The following is a 22,548-nucleotide window of genomic DNA, read 5'->3' on the forward strand; positions in this document are numbered from 1 at the left end:
TATATACTAGTAGAATCTGTATGCTATTTTATAGGAAGGGAATAAAATGAAGAAAATATTTTTTAGAATCTTTTCAATAGTTATTATTTTAGTAGTTTTAGTTTTTATTCTTAGAATATATAATGACCATAAGTATAAAAATATCAATACTTTTAAATTTCCTGAATATTATAAGGATGTTACTAATATAAGTTTATATCCTACAGATATTGATGGAGTTGATGTAATTTATGTAGATGAGGGTAGGATGCAAGGCTTTAGATTTGTACCTAAGGAAAAATCACATAAGGGTCTTGTAATTTGTTTTGGAGGTTCTGAGGGAGGTCCAAATTTTGAAACTGCCAAAAGATTGGCTGAAGAGGGATATGAAACCTTTGCACTATTTATGTTTGGCATGAAAAGCCAAGAACAAACTCTGACAAAAATTCCCTTAGAACAATTTGAAGACGTTATCAATTATATAAATGAAAATATTAAAGACAATAAACCGATAAGTGTTTTGGGAGCGTCAAAAGGTGCAGAATATACCCTTAATTTGGCTAGCAAATATCCTGAAATAGATAATCTGATTTTAATGGCACCTTCATCTTATAATTTTGCTGGCTTAGATTTTAATGACTATGGTTCATCATGGTCATATAAAGGCAAGGAACTTCCATATATAGATATTAAAAAATCATCATTTAACTCATTTTTAAAAAATATTATTGCTCCGTCTATTATTGAAAGTCCGATTAGCTATAAAGAAACTTATAACAGTGCAATAAAAGAAGACTCATCAAGCCAAGAAAAATTAATACCAGTCAAAGATATTAAGGCAAATATATTGATGATTGTAGGCGAGGATGATTTGATGTGGGATAGCCTTGCTATGGCAAATAAAATAAAAGAACAAAACTCTAAGGCAAAGATTTATTCATATAAAGGGGCAGGGCATATATTTGCTGGCAATGGTGTTTTAAATTTAGGAAAAATTAGAATTGCAACAGGTGGAACAGCTGAAAGCAATGATAAAGCAGAAAGTGAATCAAGAAAAACTATTGATGCTTTCTTAAAAGAAAACCATAAATAGAAAATTACTTGGATATTTAAGGACGGTAGAAAATTAAAATCTATCGTCTTTTTTTGTTGATCTAAAAAGGAGATAAGAAAGGCTCTATGTCAAATATTGGGGAGACTCGTTAATTCGAGTCTCTCTTTCCATTAAAAAATCAATACTTAGGCGCTATTAGAATATCAAAACTAAAATAACTAAAAAATTACTAAAAATAGGTATAGCAAACAAAACCCCTAGGGGTTTTGCAAAATTTTCCCGTTTTCATATCATTACTTACAAGCAAACATGATTCTCTTTCTAAACAAATTGAAATTTTTCATACCAAAACAATTTCTTTTTAAAGTCTTTATCTTAGTATGAGTACCTTCAAGTGGACCATTAGACCAAGGATAATCAAAAGAATTACATATCTCATCAAACCAGTTATTAAAAGCAGTGATACAAGATTTAAATTCTTTTAAATCAGATTCTTCAGCTCTTCTTATCCATTCCCTTAAAGATTTAGATGCTCTAACTCTATTGGGTTGACTTAGAACATATTGGTAAAACAGTTCCTTTAACCTATATGCTAACTTCAAATCGTTGTTTAAATCAAGCATTAAAGAAACTTCTTTAGCTTGTTCAGTTGTTAAATTAGAAGCAGGTTTTGTAAGTAGACTCCTACTTCTCTTAAAATACTTTCTAAGCTTAGAAGAAATATCTTTTTGAATCCTCTTTCTAACATTCTCTAAAGCCCATGAAACTTGTCTTATGAAGTGATACCTATCAACAATATGGATAGAAGTTTTAAAGAACCTATTCTTAACAGACTTAAAGGTATTGGACATATCACTTACAAAAAACTTAACTTCTTGTCTCTCCTTGTTAGGAACTTTTTTAAAGTATTTAAACAAAAAGTTCTTATCCCTAGTAGGCAAAATATCAATGACAGAGTGCTTATCACCATTAAGAAGAGAAGTTTGATACTTAATATTTCCACTATCACCTTTAAACTCATCTATACACAATACACTTGAAAGTTTTGCTCTTGAAACATATAAACAATGTAAAATTCTCAAAACAGTATTAGAAGAAACATTATACCTACTAGCAATAGAAGAGCTAGAATGAAGTTCATTAAATTCAGCAACAATAGCAAAAACAAGCCTATAAGTCATAGTGTGACCCTTAGCAATAAAATCAAGTTCTCTTTCAAAACGACAACCACAAGACTTACAATCATACCTAGTCTTCTTTAAATGAATAAGACATTTCTTACCATGAATATGAGTATCCTTAATCTTTTGAATCCTATGATCATGAACCCAAATCTTTGTAGAACCACAGTGAGGACAAGTATCCATCTTTGTAACAGAAGCATAAATGTGAACAAATTCCTTATCCTCACAAAAACTATCAAAAATTACATCTTTAAAACCCAACAAATTCATGTTATTATTATTTTGCACTTATATGCACCTCCTAACAAAGTTTGTTGTTATTTTAAGTTTAGGACTAAATGCGTATAGGACTAAATGCGTATAAGTGCAATTTTTTTTACATAAAAATATCTGTTAGAGATTTACTCCCCAACAGATATTATAGAGCCATAAGAAATGCAAGTAAATGATTTTAAGAATATACAAGAATCTATAAAGTATGAAGTTTTGCAAGATGAAAAAGAATATTTAAATCTCTTAAAAGTTATAGGCAATAATCAGAAATATGATTTTTCAAGCCAATTAAGTATATACAACAAAGAACCTGAAGCTAAAGCTTGTGCGACTTTTGATATGTGGAAAAAATATTTTGGCAGAGTTGTTATGAGAGGTCAAAAGGGTATTCCAATTTTAGTTGGAAGTGATATAAACAAAAAAGTTTCATATATTTTTGATATTAGTCAGACCACATCAAAGGATAGGAATATTAATGAGGTTAGCTTATGGCAGTTTGACCACGAAAACCATAACGGGGCTTTAAAAGAAATAATAAGAGATTTTTCATTTGAAGCTAGTGATTCACTCAATGAAAATCTATTTTCTAGGGGTAGTGTCACAAATGTTTGACTTCTCTACAGATAAATTCTAATATATAATGACAATGTGTTGACTACACACGAATTTAGTCATATAATAATCTCAAAGGAGATGATGAAATGGCTACAACAAATTTGAATATAAGGACAGATAAAGAAATAAAAGAAGCAGCAGAAAAAATATACTCCAGTTTAGGTTTAAATATGACCACTGCAATTAACATGTTTTTAAGGGCGAGTATTAGAGAAAGCGGCATTCCCTTTGATTTAAAACTTAATGTTCCAAGTGATGAAACTATAAAAGCGATTGAAGAAGGAAGAATGATAGCTAAAGATACGAATGTGAAATCCTATGACAATATGGATGACTTGAGGAAAGCCCTTGAAGTATAAAATAAAGTTTACAAAGAGATTTAAAAAAGACCTAAAGCAGGCTAAAAAACAAGGGAAAGATATTGAAAAGTTGTTTGATATTATTGAAAAAATAGCTAGAGATGAAACTCTTGATGAAAAATATAGAGATCATTCATTAGCTGGAAATTACAAGGGGACTCGTGAATGTCATATAGAGCCAGATTTTATATTAATATACGAAAAAATAGATGAGGTTTTAGTATTATCTCTAGTAAGAACTGGTTCACACTCTGAATTATTTAAGTAACAACGATGAATTTAAAAAAGCAGGAATGGAATTAAATTGTAAAAAATAAATTATGGTTGATACTAGCAATAATCGCATTTATCATACTTATACTATCAATATTTATGTCATATAAGACAGGAAAAACAGAGTATGCATGGATAATTGGTTCTATGCTTTTTGGTATAGGGTGTGGAAGTAAATATAATAAAGAGAAAAAGAAATAAAAAATTAAGGAGGAAGTTATGTGGTTAATTTTTGGGATAGGTGCCATTGTATTTGCACTATTAAATGTGACAACAGCAATAAAAAATAAAAATGCAGAAAGATATAGATTTTTGAGTTTATCTTTAACAGCTTTGACAGTATGCGCATTCTATTTTGATGGAGCTAGCCGTGTAATTAAAGAAGACTGGAGTGGTCTTATGGACATTATGCCTACAATGAGCAAAGCGTTATGGGTTCTAGTTATATTGTCTATAGCTGTCAACTCTGTATCTATTTTTAAAAAGAAACGACTAAATGAAAATTGATTTTAAATTAATATTGAATAATGTTTACAGCACTTACTAATTTGTAGGTGCTTTTTTGATGCCTAAAATTAAGGAGGTAAAAAATGCTGAAGGGTAGATCAGTCATTGAACTTACAGATGTAAGGACTAGTGAAAAAGAGATGTATGAAGATGAGAATTTAATTACTAATGCCGTTCCATACATATTTAGACTAAATCCTATGGGACTTATGTATCCAATAGGAGATTATAGGGTTACACAATATGACAAAGAATTATTTCCAATAGCAAATAAATGTTATGGTGGAATACTTCTTTTTGAAGATACATTGGAAGAAGATCCAAATAAGATATTTGCTCCATCTAATAATCAAATCATAGGTTACGCATCTAATGACGTAAATTCAATAGATGCTCCGAAAAGAGGATCGGCAAATTTAACAGAAACAACACCACTTGAAAATGGTTATAAGTTTGTTTGGGATTTTTCTACATCTCAAGCTAATGGAAGAATATCATCATTGGCATTAACGCACTATAGGGGAGGAAGATACTTTTATGGAGACACACATGGAAAAGATCCATTTATCTTACTAAACAGGACTCATTTATATAATAACCGAGATATTTCAGATAGCTATAATGGTTGTGTTGAGATGGATTTAGAGAAGAAATTGCTAATATCAATTTGGCCTTTAGATGAAAAGTCTATAGAACTAGTTAAGTTAAAAGTTCCATTTACAAGTATTGGTTTGAATAACTCCATCCATGGAAAAGCTTATAAAGCAGAAGAAAAAATTACTATTGATGTATCAGAATTTTTTAATGAGTGTTACAACTGGTATGATACTTGTTTTCACGATGGGAAAGATGGATACTGGTATGGTTTTGGAACTAAAAATGAAAATTTAGTGAGAATAAAGATTAATAAAGAGGATTATTCTACTAAGATTGACGTGTGGTCTTTAAATGATATTCGTCTACCTAAGCTAGGCAGTTATAATAAAAAAACAGGTAGTTATTGCTATCGTTATACCTATTGTTGTATCAAAAATGGATACCTTTATGTGTTTAGCCAATACACAACAGATAAAATATATAAAATCAACATAAATAATCCTGTAGATATCTCAATAATAGAATTGGGCAAGAAAGTTAATTCTAGTAGATATTCAGCAGAGTTCAATTATTTATATAATTGGGGTGATTATATTTTGGGATTTAAATTTGTTATAGACAAAAACGATCAAGTTATAGTAAGTGATGTTTCTAATTATGATGGAAGATTACCTAATAATTTAATGACAGAAGTGAAAACTATAGGGCCACTAGCTATAGGTTTTGGAGGATATGAAGAAAGGTTTTATAAACTATTATTTCTTCACACTCCATATCTTGGAACAATTAATAACTTATCAAGTCCAATATTAAAAACGGCAGATAAGACAATGAAAATAACTTATACATTAACAAAGGAGGAATAAAATGAACAAATTCTTTGAAATATTAAAAGTATGCTTTACAGCCATTGGAGGATGGTTGGGATTTTACCTTGGAAGTGTAGATGCCTTTATTTATACGCTGCTAGCTTTTGTAATAGCTGATTATATAACTGGAGTTTTAAGAGCAGGAGTAGAAAGAAAGCTGTCCTCATCCATAGGATTTAAAGGAATAGCAAAAAAGATTATGATTTTTATAGTTGTAGGAATAGCAAACCTATGTGACGTAAATTTAATTAAAGGTGATGGAACAATGATAAGAACAGCCATCATCTTTTTTTATATTGCAAATGAGGGTCTTTCTATCTTGGAAAATTCTGTGGCTTTAGGTATGCCAGTACCAGAAAAGTTAAAAAGAGTATTAGAATAATTCAAGGAGGAAAAATAAATGAGTAATAGCCCATTAGTACAAGCAACAATTCTTTCACCAAACCATAATGGAAGAAGAAATCAGAAAATAACAAAAATAGCTATTCATCACGCAGCTGGAGTTATAAATGGTAGAAATCTTGCTGGAGTATTTGTGCCAAAGTAAAGACGAGCCTCGGCTAACTATAACTTAGGATCTGATGGAGTAATTGTTTTAGGAGTTGATGAAGTCAATAGAGCGTGGACAACCTCATCTGGATGGTGTGACAACCAAGTAGTAACAATTGAAGTAGGGAATTCTACTAGAGGGCCTCAGTGGTTGGTTTCTGATTACGTTTTAAATAGACTAATTGATTTAGTGACAGACATCTGCAGAAGAAATGGCATCTATCCTTGTACCTATACTGGGGGTAAAGATGGTGTACTTCAAAAACATGAGTGGTATTCAAGCACTAATTGTCCAGGTCCATATCTTGGCAGTAAGTTTCCATATATTGCAAGCGAGGTTAATAAAAGACTAAGAGGCGATAAGACTGTTAGTAAATCAGTAGGTGGACTATATAGAGTTAGAAAATCTTGGTCTGATGTAAATAGCCAGAAAGGTGCATTTAAGAATTTGGAAAATGCCAAAAGATGTGCTGATAGATTTAGATTAAAAGTATTCGATGCTAATGGTAAGATAGTTTATCCAAAAGATAAAACAATCGACCAATTAGCCAGAGAAGTTATAAGTGGAAAATGGGGAAATGGAGAAGAAAGAAAAAGAAGGTTAATCAATGCTGGATATGATTATTATGCTGTTCAGAAAAGAGTGAATCAACTATTATAATATTTAAGTAAGAAGCCTGTGCCGATTTTGGTGCAGGCTATTTTTTTATTTCATAACAAAGTTGACAAAATTTAACTGTTATATTAAAATAAGAACAGTTAAAACAGAAATAACAGTAGGTGGTTAAAATGGATATACAAATAAATAATTCCTGTGATGATCCCATATATTTACAAATCAAAAATCAAATTAAGGCACAAATAATTTCTGGAAAGCTAGTAGTTGGGGAACAGCTACCCTCGATAAGGTTTTTAGCAAAAGAATTAAGAATAAGTATGCTAACAGCTAAAAGAGCTTTTGATGAATTGGAAATGGATGGTTTCATTAATTCGGTACAAGGTAAGGGGAATTTTGTTGCTCCACAAAATAAAGAACTTATACGTGAAGAATACTTAAAGGAAATTGAATTAATGTTACAAAAATCAGTTGAATTGTCAGAAATCGCAGATATATCGATTGACGAATTGATAAATATGCTAAAAAGTTATGTGGAGGGTGATTATGATTAATAACGCAATTGAGATTCAGAATTTAGTAAAAGAATTTAACGATTTTAAATTAGGACCAATAAATATTTCTATTCCAAAAGGAACAATTGTTGGATATATCGGTCAAAATGGTGCTGGAAAAAGTACAACCATAAAATTATTATTGGGTTTGTTAAACAAAGATTCTGGAATTATTAAAATATTTGATAGCCAAGATTATAATAGTATTCAAATAAAAGATAGTTTAGGTGTAGTGTTTGATGATTTGTTATTTCCTGAGGAGATGAATTTATTAGACGTTGAAAGATTTTGTTCGAGAGTCTATTCAAAGTGGGATAAAGTTTTTTTCAATAAGTTGAAAGACAAGTTTAATTTGCCATCAGAAAAAATGATAAAAAATTATTCTCGAGGAATGAGGATGAAGCTTTCAATAGCAATAGCTTTATCGCATAATGCTGAAATTCTTATATTAGATGAACCGACAAGTGGATTGGATCCTATTGTAAGAGAAGAAATATTAGATTTACTTTTGGATTATATGCAAGATGAAAATCACACGATACTAATATCATCACATATTTTATCAGATTTAGAAAAAATTGCTGATTACATTGCTTTTATACATGAAGGTAAAGTTTTATTCTTTGAAACAAAAGAGGAACTAGAAGAGAATTATGCGCTTTGTAACTTATCAGATAAAGAAGTGGAGAACATTGATGATGAAGCAATTGTAGGAAGAAGAGTTCACTCTTTTGGTCAACAACTATTGGTTAAGAGAAATCTTGTTCCAAATGGGATAACATTACAGAAGCCGTCAATTGAAGATATAATGGTATATTTTGTGAAAGGAGAGAATAAATGATGACTGCTTTAATTATAAAAGACATAGCAACTTTGAAGAAGACACTTTTATTATCCTTTGTAATATGTATTGCTCTAAGTGTTTACGCCATATATAGTAAAACATTAATCATGATTCCCTTGATGTGTGCTTTCATGCCATTAATTTTAAATTCTATAGCTTTTGGCTACGATGTTCAATCTAAATTTGAACAGTTTGCTTTTTCGATGCCAATTAAAAAGAGTTCCTATGTTTTTAGCAAATTATTCTTTGCATTTGCATTTAGTTTAATTGCATCAATTATTATTTTTATATATCTATTTATAGAAGGAAGTCTTGGTTTAGATAAAATAATAATATTATCACTTTTGAGCATCGTATCAATAAATTTATTGCCTGCAATTCAGTTGCCTTTCATTCTTAAATTTGGTGCGGAAAAGGGCAGAATTATTGTTATGATAACATTTTTGATAATATTTGCCATATCTAATTTACTAAAAGAGAAATTGGGTATCATACCCAATTTAATCGATACATTTAGCCTATATTCATTTAAGATGACAACCATAGGCATAATAGTTTTATTCCTTATAGTCCTTGGAATTTCCATAAAAATATCAATTAAAATTATGGAGAAAAAACAATATTAAAAACATAATTTTTATTCGTTAGGAGGAAAGTTCATGGAAAAACAATTTATTTATATTTCAGCGACAATATTATTAGTTTTTGGATTAGTAGATTTAGGGCGAAGTTATATATTGAGAAATAATACTGAATATACTGTCGGTAAGGTAATATCAATATGGCAACCTAATCCTGAATCAGTAAAAAAGGGCAATTCAAAATGGGCGCAATTTGAATATTCAATAAATGGGAAGACTTATGTATCAAAGAATAAAATTCAAGTGCCTATGAGCATGGAAAAGGGAGATATAAAGAAAATAAAATATAGCAAAAGAGAGCCTGAAAAAATATATAGCTTTTCGCTGACAAGAGCCTTTGTGCTGTGTGCAGTTTCTGTTGTGTTATTTATTGTTGGTAAATTTAACTTACTTTAAGGAGGTGTGGGATATGGGTAAAATACCTACAGTATGGGTGTATATTTTAATTGCAATTCCAATAATCAGATTAATTTATTTATGGCTGAAAAATAAAAAAGATAATGAGTAATTGTAAAATAAGGTCGTATACGAAGTGACAAGAAAGAATTATTGAAAAATTAATAAAATACAAGAATTAGAAGTCTGTGCCGATTTTGGCGCAGGCTATTTTTATGCCTACATTTCTAACGCCATATTTCTCTTTACATATATTAGAGATTATAAACTTTACTCAAAACTAATCCATTTGTCCTAAGGAATATAGAGGAAAGAAAATTAGGGTTAAAAATAGACCTGATTTCTTTGCCTGTGATATAGGAGGTGGAGCATGAGAGTAGAAAAGTTGGAAGGCAGAAAAGAAATTTTAAAAACTGAATATACAGAGATAGATTTAAAAGCAGAGCTTAACTTTTATCTATCGGATAAGTTCATCCAGGATATCTTTCTTTTAGATGAAATTAGCCTTGAAGAATATAGGAAAATTAGGAGAGAAAACATTAAAAAATTCAGACCTATTCTTTCAGAATTATTGCTATAAGACTTGATAAATACTCACTTGTACGGGAATATAGCACTAGCAGAAAGGAGGTTGAATGGATGAAAAAGATAACAAAAATAGAAGCAAATCAAAGAGAAGAATCCATATTAAGAGTAGCTGCCTATGCAAGAGTATCGACAGATGAAGACGCTCAGCTTGTAAGTCTTAAAACGCAAAAGAGCCACTACGAAAAGATGATATCTGAAAATGAATCATATACATTTGCAGGTCTATACTTTGATGAAGGCATCACTGGAACCAAGAAAGAATGCAGGGATGGACTTCTAAAAATTCTAAAAGACTGTGAAGACGGAAAAATAGACTTTATCCTAACTAAATCAATCTCAAGGCTTGCAAGAAACACAACAGACTGTTTGGAAATTGTAAGAAGACTCCTTGATTTAAATATTGGTATCTATTTTGAAAAAGAAAACATTGATACAAGAACCATGGAAAGCGAGCTCATGTTATCCATACTTTCATCCCTTGCAGAAAGTGAATCCAGGTCTATATCAGAAAATAACAAATGGTCTATAAAGAAGAGGTTTCAAAGCGGAACGTTTATTATATCAAGCCCACCTTATGGCTATGAGAATATAGACGGAAAGATAGTAGTGAATGAAGAAGAAGGAAAAATAATAAAAGAGAATATTAAAAAAACCATCACAAGTGATGGAAGTGGAAGGATAGAAAAAATAGACAAAAAATGCTGAAGGCCTAGGAAGAGCTTTTGAAAATTGCTAATGCAAAGAAAGACTACACTGGACTTGCAAAAAGGGTGGAAAAGTTAAGAAATGAAAAAGAAAAGATACTTTTAGATTTATCGGAAGAGAAGAATGAACAAAGCAGGCTAATGGAATTAGAAGAGTTTTTAGATAATCAAGAATTAGAAATAGAAAGATACGATGAAGACTTGGTAAGGAAACTTATAGAGAAGATAGTGGTTTATGAAGAAAAACTGAAAGTAATGTTTAAGTCAGGAATTGAAATTTATATCAACAAGTAGGCAGTACTTATATAGGATTGTTGTTCTTCCTTGGAAATGGCATAATACAATTAGTTGAGATTTATGGAGTAGGTGTATGGTTGAACAAGAAGTGATATTAGAATTGATAGATCTTAGGCGGGAAGTTGGGTACTTGGATTAAAAAAAGAAAGGTATAAATCTGATAAAAAAGGAAAGCAAGATTTGCTTCATGATATTATTTTCATGGCTGATAGTAGAGATGCTTTCATGATAATAGGTGTTGACGAAGAAGATAAGTATAATATCAAAGATGTCAGGAAAGATAAGGGAAGAAGTAATACTCAAAATGTTGTTGATTCTCTAAAGCTTAAAAATTATAATCAGCTTGTAATAATTAATTTACTTTATCAGTGTTGATAATATAGTAAAATTGATTAACATAAGGAGGTATTTTATGAAGTATGAAGATATTAGATTAAATGTTTCAAATGATACTATTAGTGATTATAAAGCATTCAAAGGAATAAAATTATATTCTGAAATGTTTAAAGCAGAAGATGGGAAAAAACTCATTAATAAAAGAGTGTTTGTAACTCCAAAAAGAAATTATGTATATTATGAAAGGACAGATATAAATTGGAATTATTGGTCAGATAAAACAAAATATGACTCGAGTTTTGATTTAAGTGATAAAAATCATAATATAATATTTGAAGTAACATCTGAATTGGATGATTTCTCAAAATACTTAGATGAAGAAGTAATCAAAAAAATTATAATGAAAGAAAAAAGAGAAGAGATAGTAGAAGTACTAGATATTTGAGACTGTGTAAAATTCTGTGTATAGAAACCTCCTGATTATGGTTAAGAAAAACTAATCAGGAGGAATTTTTATGCCATAAGAAAGCGATCAGAAACAAAATCTCTAAGATGTTAATTGAAGAATATTAACAAGAAACAGCACAAGATTTACAAGATGCTCTAAAATACCTTTTAGGTAATACAATGGAGCCTTTGTTGAAGAATATGAAAATGCATTAGTTTTAAATAAAATGTTAAAAGAATTTAGAAATAATTGAGAATAAATATATTCCCACATACGAAGCTTCCCTAAAATATTAAATATTATCCATACTGACCACTCAAGCCATGTAGAGACTGTAGCATTGCTGACAAGAAAATAAGATAAGAGACTAAAAGTGTTTAGATTAGTTTATAATAAATGCAAGTAGAATGTTTTAAGAAAATTAAGGAGAAAGAGAAATACGAAATACGAATTTATTGATGTAGCCCTTAAAGGAGAGTTAAAGACTACGAAAACAGAAGCCTTTGATGAATGTAAAAAAATCATTCAAGAAAAAGCTGCTATGGGTTGGGAACTTGTGCAAGTAATTGCAGTTAAAAATGAAAAAAACTGGAATTGGAATGCTTGTTCATTATACCATTATTTTTAAAGTTAATGATTAAGCAATAGACAATATTGTGTTATGTATTTTTTGCTTTTCAAGAAACCTCAGATTTCCCTGCAAATAACTTATAAAACAATATTTAATGTAAGGATTTTATTTAGGTAGGAGGATAAAGGCAAATTTAGAACAAGTAGAAAGTTTAATGAACTAGCAACTAATACAAAAGCAAATTTACAGGCAAGTTTAAGAGTCTTAATATAGGAAGTTCATGACTTGAAGATACTGTCGTAAAGATTATATACCTACAAAAGGAAATCAACAGAGACATATATAAGTTATTGTAATTAAAGAAAAAATTATTAGAGCGATAAAAAGGATTGAAGATAAGAACTTCAAGTGGTTCTAGAAAAAAATACATTTGTTTTGAATCTTGAGAAAAGATAGTGGTTGAGATGCATTACTTTATAAGAGTATATTTTTAGGCTTCATAGTTATGTTTTTAAAATAATGTTTCTGATCTATTCAAAACAGGTTTAACTATAGTGTCCATTATGATATAATTACCATATAGAAATTATATGAAGGGAGATTAGTTATGAACTTAAAGACTGCTCTAATGGAATTGCAATGTGAAATGGTTGCAGAAAGAAATCTTGTAAATCCAAAAGAAATTACATGGCTACAATATGATATTTTATATCAAGTTGAAAAAGAAGGAGAAATTTTGCCTTCAGATTTAAGCTTAATCTTAGGGGTATCTAGGACTAAATTATCAAAAGCATTAAAAAGCCTAAAGCAAATGGAATATATAGAACAACTTCCTAATAAATTAGATGGAAGAGAGTTATATACTTCTTTAACTGATAGTGGTAAAGAACTTTTAGAGAGTATTTCAGAAAAGCATAATTCACTTTATAAAATAGCTTTAGAATCTTTTGACAAAGAAGAACAGAAAGAGTTTATTCATCTGTCCAATATTTTATCCAATGAGTTACGAAAGACAAGGATAGAAAAAGATGAATGATTATATACTTGTAAAAAATGCTAGGATAAATAACTTGAAAAATATTTCAGTAAAAATCCCTAAGCATAAAATCGTTGCAGTTACTGGAGTTTCTGGTTCAGGCAAGTCTTCTTTTGTATTTGATACTATTGCAAGTGAATCACAAAGGTTGCTTAATGAAACCTATTCTTCTTATGTGCAAAATCTTTTGCCCAAATATAGAAAACCACCTGTAGATTCCATATCAAACCTTCCAGTTTCTTTGGTTATAAATCAAAAGAGAATTCGTGGAAATTCTAGATCAACAGTAGGTACAGTTACAGACATATATGCAGATTTAAGGCTCCTTTTCTCTAGACTTGCTCATCCTTTTATAGGTTATTCTATGAAATATTCATTTAATAATCCAGAAGGAATGTGTAAGACCTGCCAAGGATTAGGAGAGGTTAAGTCAATAGACGTTTATAAATTAATAAATTTTGACAAATCTTTAAATGACAATGCCATAAATTTTCCTACCTTTAAAGATGGTGGTTGGAGATTAACTCGTTATACAGAATCGGGATATTTTGATAACAATAAGAAAATATCTGATTTTACTGAGGATGAACTTGATTTGCTTTTATATTCTCAAAAAATAAAACCTGAAAACCCAAGTCCAAATTGGCATAAGACAGCTAAATATTATGGCGTGATTCCAAGAATTATGGAAAGTTTTGTAAATGTGGAAAATCCACAATACAAAAAAGACTTGGATAGGATTTTAATAAAAGAAACTTGTCCAGTTTGTCACGGAGCAAGGCTCAATGAAGAAGTATTAAGTGCTAAAATAAAAGGTAAGTCTATAGCAGATTGTACCAATATGGAAATTAATGATCTCTTTGATTTTGTAGCTGAAATTAAAGAAGAAATTGTAGGGGAAATTACTCGTGGATTGAAAATTAAATTAAAAAGTTTATCTCTTGTTGGTTTAGACTACTTAAAATTAAATCAACCCACCACAACTTTATCCGGTGGAGAATCCCAAAGAATTAAGATGGTAAAATATCTTAATAGCTCTTTGTCTGATGTGCTATATATTTTTGATGAGCCAAGTGTAGGACTTCACCCAGAGGATATTAAGGGAATTATAAATATTTTTAAAGGGCTTAAAGGAAGGGGAAACTCTATCTTATATGTTGACCATGATCCGGGTATGATTAAAGAATGTGATTACCTTATAAATTTTGGAGAAGGAGCAGGAAGCAAAGGGGGAGAAATAACCTTTCAAGGAAATTATTCTCAACTTTTAAAGTCTAATACAATAACTGCAAGGGCCTTACTTAAGGACCATCATATAAACAAGAAGAGGAAGGACTTTGCTGAGTTTTTTAAATTAGATAATGTTTCAAAATATAATATCAAAAACTTATCTGTAAAAATTCCTAAAAATGCTCTCACCCTAGTAACAGGTCTAGCGGGTTCTGGCAAAAGTACTTTAATAAGAGAAATATTTAAAGATAAGTACCCTGATTCTACAATATTGGATCAAAGTTTGCCAGTTGGTTCTAGTCGTTCTAATATTGTCACTTATTTGGGAATATATGATGAGATTAAAAAAATATTTAGTAAAGAAAATAAGGTTGACAAATCCTTATTTTCAGTAACAGGCAAAGGGGCTTGTCCTGAATGTAAAGGGAAGGGTATTATAAAACTCGACTTGGCTTACTTGGGGGAATCTGAATATGTTTGTGAAAAATGCCAAGGTAAAAGATTTAATGCCAAGGCTCTTTCCTATTTATATAGGGGTGAAGACATTAGTCAGATATTTGAATTGACAGCTATAGAAGCTAGGGAGATATTTTGTGACAATCCTAAAATAAATGCAGCTTTAGAGTCATTAATTAAAGCAAACTTATCCTATATTAAACTTGGACAGACCTTGGACACTTATTCTGGTGGAGAACTTCAAAGACTAAAGATAGCTCAAATGCTATTAAATAATACCTATGAGACAATAATATTAGATGAACCGACTACTGGACTTCATGAATCAGACATAGATAATTTAATGAGCCTTATTCAAGAATTAATAAGAAAAGGATATACTCTGATAATCATTGAACACAATCTTTCTGTAATTAGTCAAGCTGATTGGATTATAGATCTTGGACCAAAAGGAGGAAAACTTGGAGGTGAGCTGATGTTCCAAGGTTGTCCTATAGATTTTATTAAATGTAGAGACTCTTACACAGCCAAACATTTAAGAGAATTTATTAACAGAGGTAAAAGTATCTTATAGGATTAAAAATTATTCATCCTAGTTGTAGAAAAAGTAAAAAAGATTTTTTAAAATATTGTTTTATCAATTAGATATCTATTGAATAAAATTTATGAGATTTTAGAATGTATTTTTTGAGTGTTCTATATAAAGATACATTATTTTAAAAGATATCATAAAAAAGAGAATGTTTCGACTGCTAACACAATGCTATTGATTTCAAGACTATATTTTTACTCACTTAAAGGAATGATGGGTAATATTTTTTATTCAAACAGACCCTGCAGGAAATATAAAAGTAGATAAGGAAAAATCTACAGAGAAGATAGCCAGAGTTATTGCTACCATCATGGCACTTGATAGAACAATAAGATGTGGCAATGATACAAGAAGTGAATCTGTATACGACGACAGAGGGATAATAGTTTTCTAAATTGGGTATATGTTATAAAAATAGTATTAGGAGGTACAGATAAATGATTAATACAAATAGTTTTCTAAATAACTAAGAGAGGAAAAGAAATCCTCTCAAAAAAACATAGGAGGATTTATGATATATATACAAAACTTGATAAAAACTGTTCCTAATAGAAGACTATTTGAAATCAATAGCTTATCAATAAATAAAAATGATAAGATAGCCTTAATAGGTGAAAATGGAACGGGTAAAACTACTCTTTTAAGAATAATATTAGGCTTAGATAAAGACTATACTGGTCAAGTAAGAGTGGATAGTGAGCTAGGTTATTTATTAAATTATGATAGTAAAGTCAACGACTTTTCTAACGAAATCTATTTTAGATCACAGTTAAAGGTTGATGATAACTATAGTCCAGGAGAGGCACAAAGATTAAAAATAATAGACCTATTATCAGATAGTTTTAAATTTCTATTAATAGATGAACCTACATCTCACTTAGACTTAAAGCAAAAGGAAGAACTTATAGAAAAGCTAAATTCAAGAAAAGTAGGATATCTTCTAATTTCACATGATCGTGATTTCATAAATAGAACTTGTAAAAAGATTTTAGAATTAAAAAACGAGAAAATTGAAGAATATAATGGAGATTACAAATTCTATCTTGAAGAAAGACAGAAAAGACTTAAGTTTAAAGAAAAAGAGTATTCAAATTATATAATAGAAAAAAGAAGACTTGAAAATTTGGCTATAAATATAAAAGACCAATCATCAAAAGTAAGAACCACTCCAAAAAGGATGGGGAACTCAGAAGCAAGACTCCATAAGATGGGCGGTCAAGAAAACAAGAAAAAACTAGATAAACAAGTAAAATCTGTAGAGTCCAGAATAAATAAACTAGAAGTAAAAGAAAAACCTAAAGAAGATACAGAAATACAACTATCCATTCCTGATAATAAACGACTTCACTCTAAAATTTTGATAAGAGGAGAAAAGCTAAATAAAGAGTTTGGAAATAAAATTTTATTTGAAAAATCAAACTTTGTAATAAAAAATAATTCTAAAATAGCTCTTATAGGAGAAAATGGAAGTGGGAAATCCACACTTTTAAATATGATTCTCTACAAAGAAAATGTATGGGTGCATCCAAATCTTAAAATAGGTTATTTTAGTCAAATGAGTGATATTTTAGAAGAAGATGCTGACATTCTAGAAAATGTATTAAATACATCTATATACGACGAAACAATGACGAGGATTGTTCTTGCAAGATTAGGATTTAAGACTAATGATGTCTACAAGATTGTAAGTATTTTAAGTGATGGAGAAAAAGCCAAGGTAAAATTAGCTAAAATATTAACATCTGATTTTAACTATCTTATTTTTGATGAACCAACAAACTTTTTAGATATAAATGCTATAGAAAGCTTGGAAAATCTATTGAAATCTTATGATAGACCATTTATATTTGTAAGCCATGATGAGGAGTTCATAAATAACATAGCAGATACACTTTTAATTATAGAAGATAAAAGAATCAAAAATTTTAAAGGTAATTTATCACAATACAAAAATAGAAATAAGAAGACAATAAATGGCAAGGAGAGAAATAGTTTATTACTTGACTTTAGAATATCTTCCATAAGTTCTAGACTAGCAATGGAGATACCTAAAGAGGAAAGAAAAAAACTAGAAGATGAATATAATAAACTCATTGAAGAAAGAAAAAAATAAATTTTAGCATCTACATTAGTAGGTGCTTTTTTCATACCTACTTTTAGGAGGTGGTAATATAAACATTTTAAATTTAATATTCAAGTAGAGAGACAAACCTAAAGACGGGGAGAGGATATCTTCATCGTCTTTTTTATTTGGGAGAACAACAGCAGGTAGGAATGTCAACGAATTTACTGCTATGCAAATGACGGCAGTTTATTCCTGTGTAAGAGTCCTTGCTGAAACTTTAGCAGGACTTCCTCTTCATCTGTATAAAAGAGGTAATTCAAATTCAAATGAAAAAGCAAAAGACCACATCATATATTTTCTTTTGCACGATGAGCCAAATACTGAGATGACTTCATTTGTATTTAGAGAAACACTAATGACTCATCTTTTATTATGGGGTAATGCCTATGCTCAAGTTATTCGTAATAGAAGAAATGAGATACCAACCAATAGCCATAGCATCAAATGAGGCTCAATTTTTGGAAACAAGAAAATTCCAACTAAACGAGATAGCTAGAATTTTTAGAATTCCACTTTATATGATTGGAGATTTGGAGAGATCAAGCTTTTCAAATATAGAACAGCAGTCACTAGAATTTTTGTACATTTGTAAATGATGTGATACCAAAAATATAAAAATAAATATCCTATGTACTAATCTATTATTGGGGACTAGCCATAAATAATAGATTTCGTTTTTCAATAGGCGTCAGCCAATTTAGTGCTTGCATTGGTAATCTATTTGATTTATATAAATACTTTTTCATTTGAAGTTTTAAATCATCGTAGCTATAAAAGATAAATATTTATAAAATATCTCATTATCATTTCTATGAATTCTTTCGACCTTACCATTATGTCTTGGTGTTCTAGGTCTTATTAACTGATGTTTTATGCCTAGTTCATTACATAAAATATCAAAGGGATGTATCTTTTTTGTTTCCTTAAAATGAGTAAATTCAAATCCATTATCTGTTTGTATAATTTCAGGTTGATATCCAAAATAATCTATAGCCATTTTTACAAACTCTACAGTTGAATATGAAGACTGTTCTTTAAAGGGATATATGAATCTTTCACGCCTTGCCTCATCTATCATAGTATATTGATAAAATTTATCGGGAATTTCACCTACGTAACATTTTTTGGAACGTATTTAACGTCTAATTGCCATTTTACACCAATATTTTTAGAAGTATTATACGGTTTAGGAATGTAAGGCTTTTTCTTTTTAACCTCATCTTTAAAATATCCCAATTTCCTTAAAACTCTAAATAATGAACAAGGATGTCTTTTATATCCTTTATCAAACTTAAGCTTTGCATATAGTTCTATCATGGAAATATTAGGATTTCTTTTAATATAATTTTTTATCCATAAAATTTCCTCATCAGTATGAGTATTAGGATGTTTACTTAAAGGCTTATGAGATCTATCCATAAGAGAAGCCTTTGTTCCACCAAATCTTTTATTCCATCTCATTAAAGACGACTTAGAAATTTTGTATCTCCTTATTACAAAGGCAATAGAATATCCACTTCTATAAGTTTTAACAGCGTGATATCTTGTATCTAAAGTATGTGGCAAATATCCTTGGTTTTTTGATATAATTGTATTCGTAGAGTATCCTTTCTTTTTATATTTGGTTAATTTAATTATATAGGATATCTCTCTATTTTTCTTCTATTTGGTTTCACATCAATTGTAACACTACATAAGAATTTAGTTAAAAAAATAGATTACTTTACATTTACGGCATTATATGGTAAGATATACAAGGTTAAATAGCTATTCACAGTTCGACGCTCCTCGACGTGTACTTTGATTAGCTTTATTAAAAATTAGGAGGAAAATATGCTAGAACCAAATATTAAAAAAATTATTATTGATGAATTTAAAACTCACGAAGGTGATACTGGTTCACCAGAGGTACAAATTGCTATTCTAACTAGAAGAATTAACGATTTAAATGAACACCTAAGAATTCACAAGAAAGACCATCACTCAAGAAGAGGACTTCTTAAAATGGTTGGTAAAAGAAGAAACTTATTAAGATATTTAAAAAATAGTGATATAGAAAGATATCGTACACTTATTAAAAAACTACAAATAAGAGGATAGTAGGAGCGGTAATTCCGCTCTTTCTTATTAGAAGGAGGAAATAATGGAAAAAACTTATACTATGGATCTTGCAGGTTCCCAATTAAAAGTTACAATTGGAAAGGTTGCAGAACAAGCTAATGGTGCTTGTTTAGTACAATATGGAGATACTGTTGTTCTAGTTACGGCTACAGCTTCATCTAAACCAAGAGAGGGAATCGACTTTTTTCCTCTAAGTGTTGATTATGAAGAAAAAATGTATGCAGTTGGAAAAATTCCCGGTGGATTCATTAAACGTGAGGGAAGACCAAGCGAAAAAGCTACTTTATCTGCTAGATTAATTGACAGACCTCTTAGACCTCTTTTTCCAGAGGGATATAGAAATGATGTACAAATTGTTGCAACTGTGTTATGTGTTGATCAAGATCACTCACCTGAAATTGTTGCTATGATAGGTTCTTCTATTGCTCTTTCTATCTCTGATATTCCCTTTGATGGGCCTACTGGATCTGTTGAGGTTGGTTTTATTGATGGAAAATACATTATAAATCCTAATGAAGAAGAGAGAAACAATTCTAGAATTAATTTATCTCTTTCTGGCACTGAATCTGCTATTATGATGGTTGAAGCTGGTGCAAAGGAAGTAAGTGAAGCTGAAATGTTAGAGGCAATCTTAGAGGGACATGAAGTTATCAAAGAAATTTGTACCTTTGTTAATAAGATTACTTCAGAAGTTGGAAAAGAAAAGGCTGAATACGAAGTATTTAAAGCTGACGAAGAAATTGTTGCTAAAGTTAAAAAATATGGCAAGGATCTATTGGTTGATGCAATAAGACAAAAAGATAAAGTTACAAGAGTTGAAAAAACTGAAGCTGCAAAAAATGATATAAGAGAACATTTCAAAGATCTTATGGAAGAAAATGAAAAAGATATTGAATTTGCTTTAGAAGAAATTGAAGTAAATGAAGTTAGGAGAGGAATACTTGAAGAGGAAAGAAGACCTGACGATAGAAAGCTTACAGAAATAAGACAACTTTCTTCTGAAGTTGGAGTCTTACCAAGAGCTCATGGTTCGGGACTATTTACCAGAGGACAAACTCAAGTACTATCAATTGCAACTCTCGGTGCAATTTCTGAAGAACAAGTTATAGATGGACTTGGAGATGACAAGCCAAAAAGGTATATTCATCACTACAACTTCCCAGGATTCTCTGTTGGTGATACTAAACCATCAAGATCTCCTGGCAGACGTGAAATTGGTCATGGTGCTCTTGCTGAAAGAGCTCTTAAGCCTGTAATTCCTGATAGTGAAACTTTCCCATATACAATTAGAGTTGTGTCTGAAGTTTTATCTTCTAATGGTTCTTCTTCTCAAGCATCAATTTGTGGATCTACTCTAGCTCTTATGGATGCAGGTGTTCCCATTAAAGCTCCTGTAGCTGGCATTGCAATGGGTCTTATTGAAGAAAATGGTGTTATAAAAATCTTAACTGACATTCAAGGGCTTGAAGATCACTTTGGAGATATGGACTTTAAGGTAGCTGGAACTCGTGAGGGAATCACAGCTATTCAAATGGATATTAAAGTTGAGGGAATTAAAAAAGAAATTCTCGAAGTTGCACTTGAAAGAGCTAAAGTTGCAAGAATTGAAATTCTTGATCACTTAGCTAAAACTATAGATAAACCAAGAGCTAAACTTTCTAAATATGCTCCGATTATTCACATGATTTCTATTGATCCAGAAAGAATTGGTGAGGTAATAGGTGCTGGTGGAAAAATAATTAACAAAATTATTGAACAAACTGGCGTTAAAATTGATATTGACGATGATGGAAGAATTTCCATACTTTCTGAAAGTGATGTAAAGGCTAAAGAAGCTATTGCAATCATAGAAGATATTGTAAAAGATATTGAAGTCGGTGATGTTTATATGGGTAAAGTTAAAAAGATAGTTAAATTCGGTGCCTTTGTTGAAATCAAGAAGGGAACTGAGGGACTTCTTCATATTTCTGAAATTGCCCATGAAAGAACAAATAATGTTGAAGATGTTTTAAAAGTTGGCGACACTGTTGAAGTTAAAGTTATCGAAATATCTGAAGACACTGGAAAAATTTCACTTTCAAGAAAAGCTCTTATAAAAAGAGAAGATACAAAGACAGAATAAGATAAATAAATAATATTTTAGTCGCATTAAGGTTTATTTTAATGCGATTTTTTAAAGGGGAATTTATGAAATTAAAAATTATAAATAAAAGCAAGCATCCACTTCCTAAGTACGAAACCAAAGGTTCTTCGGGAATGGATTTGAGAGCAAATCTTGAGGAAGATTTAGTATTAAAACCACTTGATAGAGTATTAGTTCCGACGGGATTATTTCTTGAATTTGAAAAAGGATATGAAGCCCAAGTTCGAGCAAGATCTGGACTTGCCTTGAAAAAAGGCATAGGACTTCCAAATGGAATAGGCACAATAGATTCAGACTATCGTGGAGAATTAAAAGTGATTTTAATAAATATGAGCAATGAAAAAGTTACTATTAAAGATGGTGAGAGAATTGCGCAAATTGTCTTCATGAAAATTGAAACTCCCGAAATTATTGAAGTTGAAGAGATAAGCGATACAGAAAGAGGCTATGGAGGATTCGGTCATACTGGCGTTTGAGAGGACAAATTGTTATAATATTAATGAGGTGCTTTCTCTTGATAAAAAACAAAAAAAACAATAAAAAAACTACAAATAAAAAAACATTCAAAAAAGAAGAAAAACTTCTTCAAAT

Annotated in this window: 24 protein-coding genes and 4 pseudogenes; 26 read left to right on the forward strand and 2 right to left on the reverse strand. The window is 30.2% G+C overall.

What is annotated here, in order from left to right; translation table 11 throughout:
* The first annotated feature begins 46 nt into the window (after positions 1-46).
* Positions 47-1,072: an alpha/beta fold hydrolase gene (locus BIV18_RS00615; RefSeq protein WP_075658708.1), complete on the forward strand. Its 1,026-nt coding sequence runs from the start codon at positions 47-49 to the stop codon at positions 1,070-1,072.
* 254 nt (positions 1,073-1,326) lie between these two features.
* Here BIV18_RS00615 and BIV18_RS00620 read toward each other — a convergent pair whose 3' ends face one another.
* On the reverse strand, positions 1,327-2,487 hold the full coding sequence (locus tag BIV18_RS00620; RefSeq protein ID WP_083635506.1) for an ISL3 family transposase: 1,161 nt from the start codon (positions 2,485-2,487) through the stop codon (positions 1,327-1,329).
* A 165-nt stretch (positions 2,488-2,652) separates the two neighbouring features.
* On the opposite strand from BIV18_RS00620, the pseudogene BIV18_RS00625 reads away from it, so the two are divergent.
* From BIV18_RS00625 to BIV18_RS11525, 22 genes and pseudogenes are all read left to right on the forward strand, one after another.
* Positions 2,653-3,078, forward strand: a pseudogene (locus tag BIV18_RS00625) (hypothetical protein); the annotation flags it as partial.
* A 113-nt stretch (positions 3,079-3,191) separates the two neighbouring features.
* A complete protein-coding gene (locus tag BIV18_RS00630; RefSeq protein WP_004812197.1) occupies positions 3,192-3,464 on the forward strand; it encodes a type II toxin-antitoxin system RelB/DinJ family antitoxin in 273 nt (90 codons plus the stop codon).
* Positions 3,454-3,732, forward strand: a complete 279-nt coding sequence (locus tag BIV18_RS00635; RefSeq protein WP_075658712.1) for a type II toxin-antitoxin system YafQ family toxin — start codon at positions 3,454-3,456, stop codon at positions 3,730-3,732. The genes BIV18_RS00630 and BIV18_RS00635 overlap by 11 nt, the downstream gene beginning before the upstream one ends.
* A gap of 224 nt (positions 3,733-3,956) precedes the next feature.
* Positions 3,957-4,244 (forward strand): hypothetical protein, encoded by a 288-nt coding sequence (locus tag BIV18_RS00640; protein WP_075658714.1) that lies wholly within the window; start codon positions 3,957-3,959, stop codon positions 4,242-4,244.
* Positions 4,245-4,327: 83 nt separating this feature from the next.
* Positions 4,328-5,707, forward strand: a complete 1,380-nt coding sequence (locus BIV18_RS00645) for a hypothetical protein (RefSeq protein ID WP_075658716.1) — start codon at positions 4,328-4,330, stop codon at positions 5,705-5,707.
* A 1-nt stretch (position 5,708) separates the two neighbouring features.
* Positions 5,709-6,092 (forward strand): phage holin family protein, encoded by a 384-nt coding sequence (locus tag BIV18_RS00650; RefSeq protein WP_075658718.1) that lies wholly within the window; start codon positions 5,709-5,711, stop codon positions 6,090-6,092.
* Between the two features lie 18 nt (positions 6,093-6,110).
* A pseudogene (locus BIV18_RS00655) lies at positions 6,111-6,920 on the forward strand (N-acetylmuramoyl-L-alanine amidase).
* A 128-nt stretch (positions 6,921-7,048) separates the two neighbouring features.
* Positions 7,049-7,429, forward strand: a complete 381-nt coding sequence (locus tag BIV18_RS00660) for a GntR family transcriptional regulator (RefSeq protein WP_075658720.1) — start codon at positions 7,049-7,051, stop codon at positions 7,427-7,429.
* On the forward strand, positions 7,422-8,270 hold the full coding sequence (locus BIV18_RS00665) for an ABC transporter ATP-binding protein (RefSeq protein ID WP_075658722.1): 849 nt from the start codon (positions 7,422-7,424) through the stop codon (positions 8,268-8,270). Before BIV18_RS00660 ends, BIV18_RS00665 begins: the two co-directional genes overlap by 8 nt.
* Positions 8,267-8,899 carry an ABC-2 transporter permease gene (locus BIV18_RS00670; protein WP_202968679.1) on the forward strand — a complete coding sequence of 211 codons (633 nt, stop codon included), beginning with the start codon at positions 8,267-8,269 and terminating at the stop codon, positions 8,897-8,899. The genes BIV18_RS00665 and BIV18_RS00670 overlap by 4 nt, the downstream gene beginning before the upstream one ends.
* 33 nt (positions 8,900-8,932) lie before the next feature.
* Positions 8,933-9,310 (forward strand): hypothetical protein, encoded by a 378-nt coding sequence (locus BIV18_RS00675; RefSeq protein ID WP_075658724.1) that lies wholly within the window; start codon positions 8,933-8,935, stop codon positions 9,308-9,310.
* Positions 9,311-9,680: 370 nt separating this feature from the next.
* Positions 9,681-9,890: an SHOCT domain-containing protein gene (locus BIV18_RS00680; protein ID WP_075658726.1), complete on the forward strand. Its 210-nt coding sequence runs from the start codon at positions 9,681-9,683 to the stop codon at positions 9,888-9,890.
* Positions 9,891-9,949: 59 nt separating this feature from the next.
* Positions 9,950-10,579, forward strand: a pseudogene (locus BIV18_RS00685) (recombinase family protein); the annotation flags it as partial.
* A gap of 41 nt (positions 10,580-10,620) precedes the next feature.
* A complete protein-coding gene (locus BIV18_RS00690) occupies positions 10,621-10,896 on the forward strand; it encodes a resolvase (RefSeq protein ID WP_075658728.1) in 276 nt (91 codons plus the stop codon).
* A 204-nt stretch (positions 10,897-11,100) separates the two neighbouring features.
* Positions 11,101-11,274, forward strand: a complete 174-nt coding sequence (locus BIV18_RS10620) for a hypothetical protein (protein WP_178385762.1) — start codon at positions 11,101-11,103, stop codon at positions 11,272-11,274.
* Positions 11,275-11,311: 37 nt separating this feature from the next.
* Positions 11,312-11,680 (forward strand): EXLDI protein, encoded by a 369-nt coding sequence (locus BIV18_RS00700; protein ID WP_075658732.1) that lies wholly within the window; start codon positions 11,312-11,314, stop codon positions 11,678-11,680.
* A gap of 457 nt (positions 11,681-12,137) precedes the next feature.
* Positions 12,138-12,311, forward strand: coding sequence for a DUF4177 domain-containing protein (locus BIV18_RS11405; protein WP_075658734.1), 174 nt, complete (start codon positions 12,138-12,140; stop codon positions 12,309-12,311).
* A gap of 550 nt (positions 12,312-12,861) precedes the next feature.
* The gene (locus BIV18_RS00710; protein ID WP_075658736.1) at positions 12,862-13,290 is read left to right on the forward strand and encodes a MarR family winged helix-turn-helix transcriptional regulator; all 429 of its coding nucleotides are present in this window, start codon (positions 12,862-12,864) and stop codon (positions 13,288-13,290) included.
* Positions 13,283-15,550 carry an ATP-binding cassette domain-containing protein gene (locus BIV18_RS00715; protein WP_075658738.1) on the forward strand — a complete coding sequence of 756 codons (2,268 nt, stop codon included), beginning with the start codon at positions 13,283-13,285 and terminating at the stop codon, positions 15,548-15,550. The genes BIV18_RS00710 and BIV18_RS00715 overlap by 8 nt, the downstream gene beginning before the upstream one ends.
* Positions 15,551-16,079: 529 nt before the next feature.
* Positions 16,080-17,681 (forward strand): ribosomal protection-like ABC-F family protein, encoded by a 1,602-nt coding sequence (abc-f, locus tag BIV18_RS00720; protein WP_075658740.1) that lies wholly within the window; start codon positions 16,080-16,082, stop codon positions 17,679-17,681.
* Between the two features lie 187 nt (positions 17,682-17,868).
* Complete coding sequence (locus BIV18_RS11520; RefSeq protein WP_075658742.1) at positions 17,869-18,141, forward strand: phage portal protein; 273 nt, start codon at positions 17,869-17,871, stop codon at positions 18,139-18,141.
* A complete protein-coding gene (locus tag BIV18_RS11525; RefSeq protein WP_075658744.1) occupies positions 18,107-18,289 on the forward strand; it encodes a phage portal protein in 183 nt (60 codons plus the stop codon). The genes BIV18_RS11520 and BIV18_RS11525 overlap by 35 nt, the downstream gene beginning before the upstream one ends.
* 45 nt (positions 18,290-18,334) lie before the next feature.
* Here the strand turns inward: BIV18_RS11525 and BIV18_RS10480 are convergent.
* Positions 18,335-19,328 (reverse strand): annotated as a pseudogene (locus tag BIV18_RS10480) (DDE-type integrase/transposase/recombinase).
* 198 nt (positions 19,329-19,526) lie between these two features.
* Here BIV18_RS10480 and rpsO point away from each other — a divergent pair.
* The 3 genes from rpsO (at position 19,527) to dut (ending at position 22,433) form a co-directional block, all read left to right on the forward strand.
* The gene (gene rpsO, locus BIV18_RS00740) at positions 19,527-19,793 is read left to right on the forward strand and encodes a 30S ribosomal protein S15 (protein WP_075658746.1); all 267 of its coding nucleotides are present in this window, start codon (positions 19,527-19,529) and stop codon (positions 19,791-19,793) included.
* A 43-nt stretch (positions 19,794-19,836) separates the two neighbouring features.
* Complete coding sequence (locus BIV18_RS00745) at positions 19,837-21,936, forward strand: polyribonucleotide nucleotidyltransferase (RefSeq protein ID WP_075658748.1); 2,100 nt, start codon at positions 19,837-19,839, stop codon at positions 21,934-21,936.
* A 65-nt stretch (positions 21,937-22,001) separates the two neighbouring features.
* Positions 22,002-22,433 (forward strand): dUTP diphosphatase, encoded by a 432-nt coding sequence (gene dut, locus BIV18_RS00750; protein ID WP_075658750.1) that lies wholly within the window; start codon positions 22,002-22,004, stop codon positions 22,431-22,433.
* Positions 22,434-22,548 lie beyond the last annotated feature (115 nt).

Origin of the sequence: Peptoniphilus grossensis (genome assembly GCF_001940285.1) — a bacterium.
GTDB lineage: Bacteria > Bacillota > Clostridia > Tissierellales > Peptoniphilaceae > Peptoniphilus_A > Peptoniphilus_A faecalis.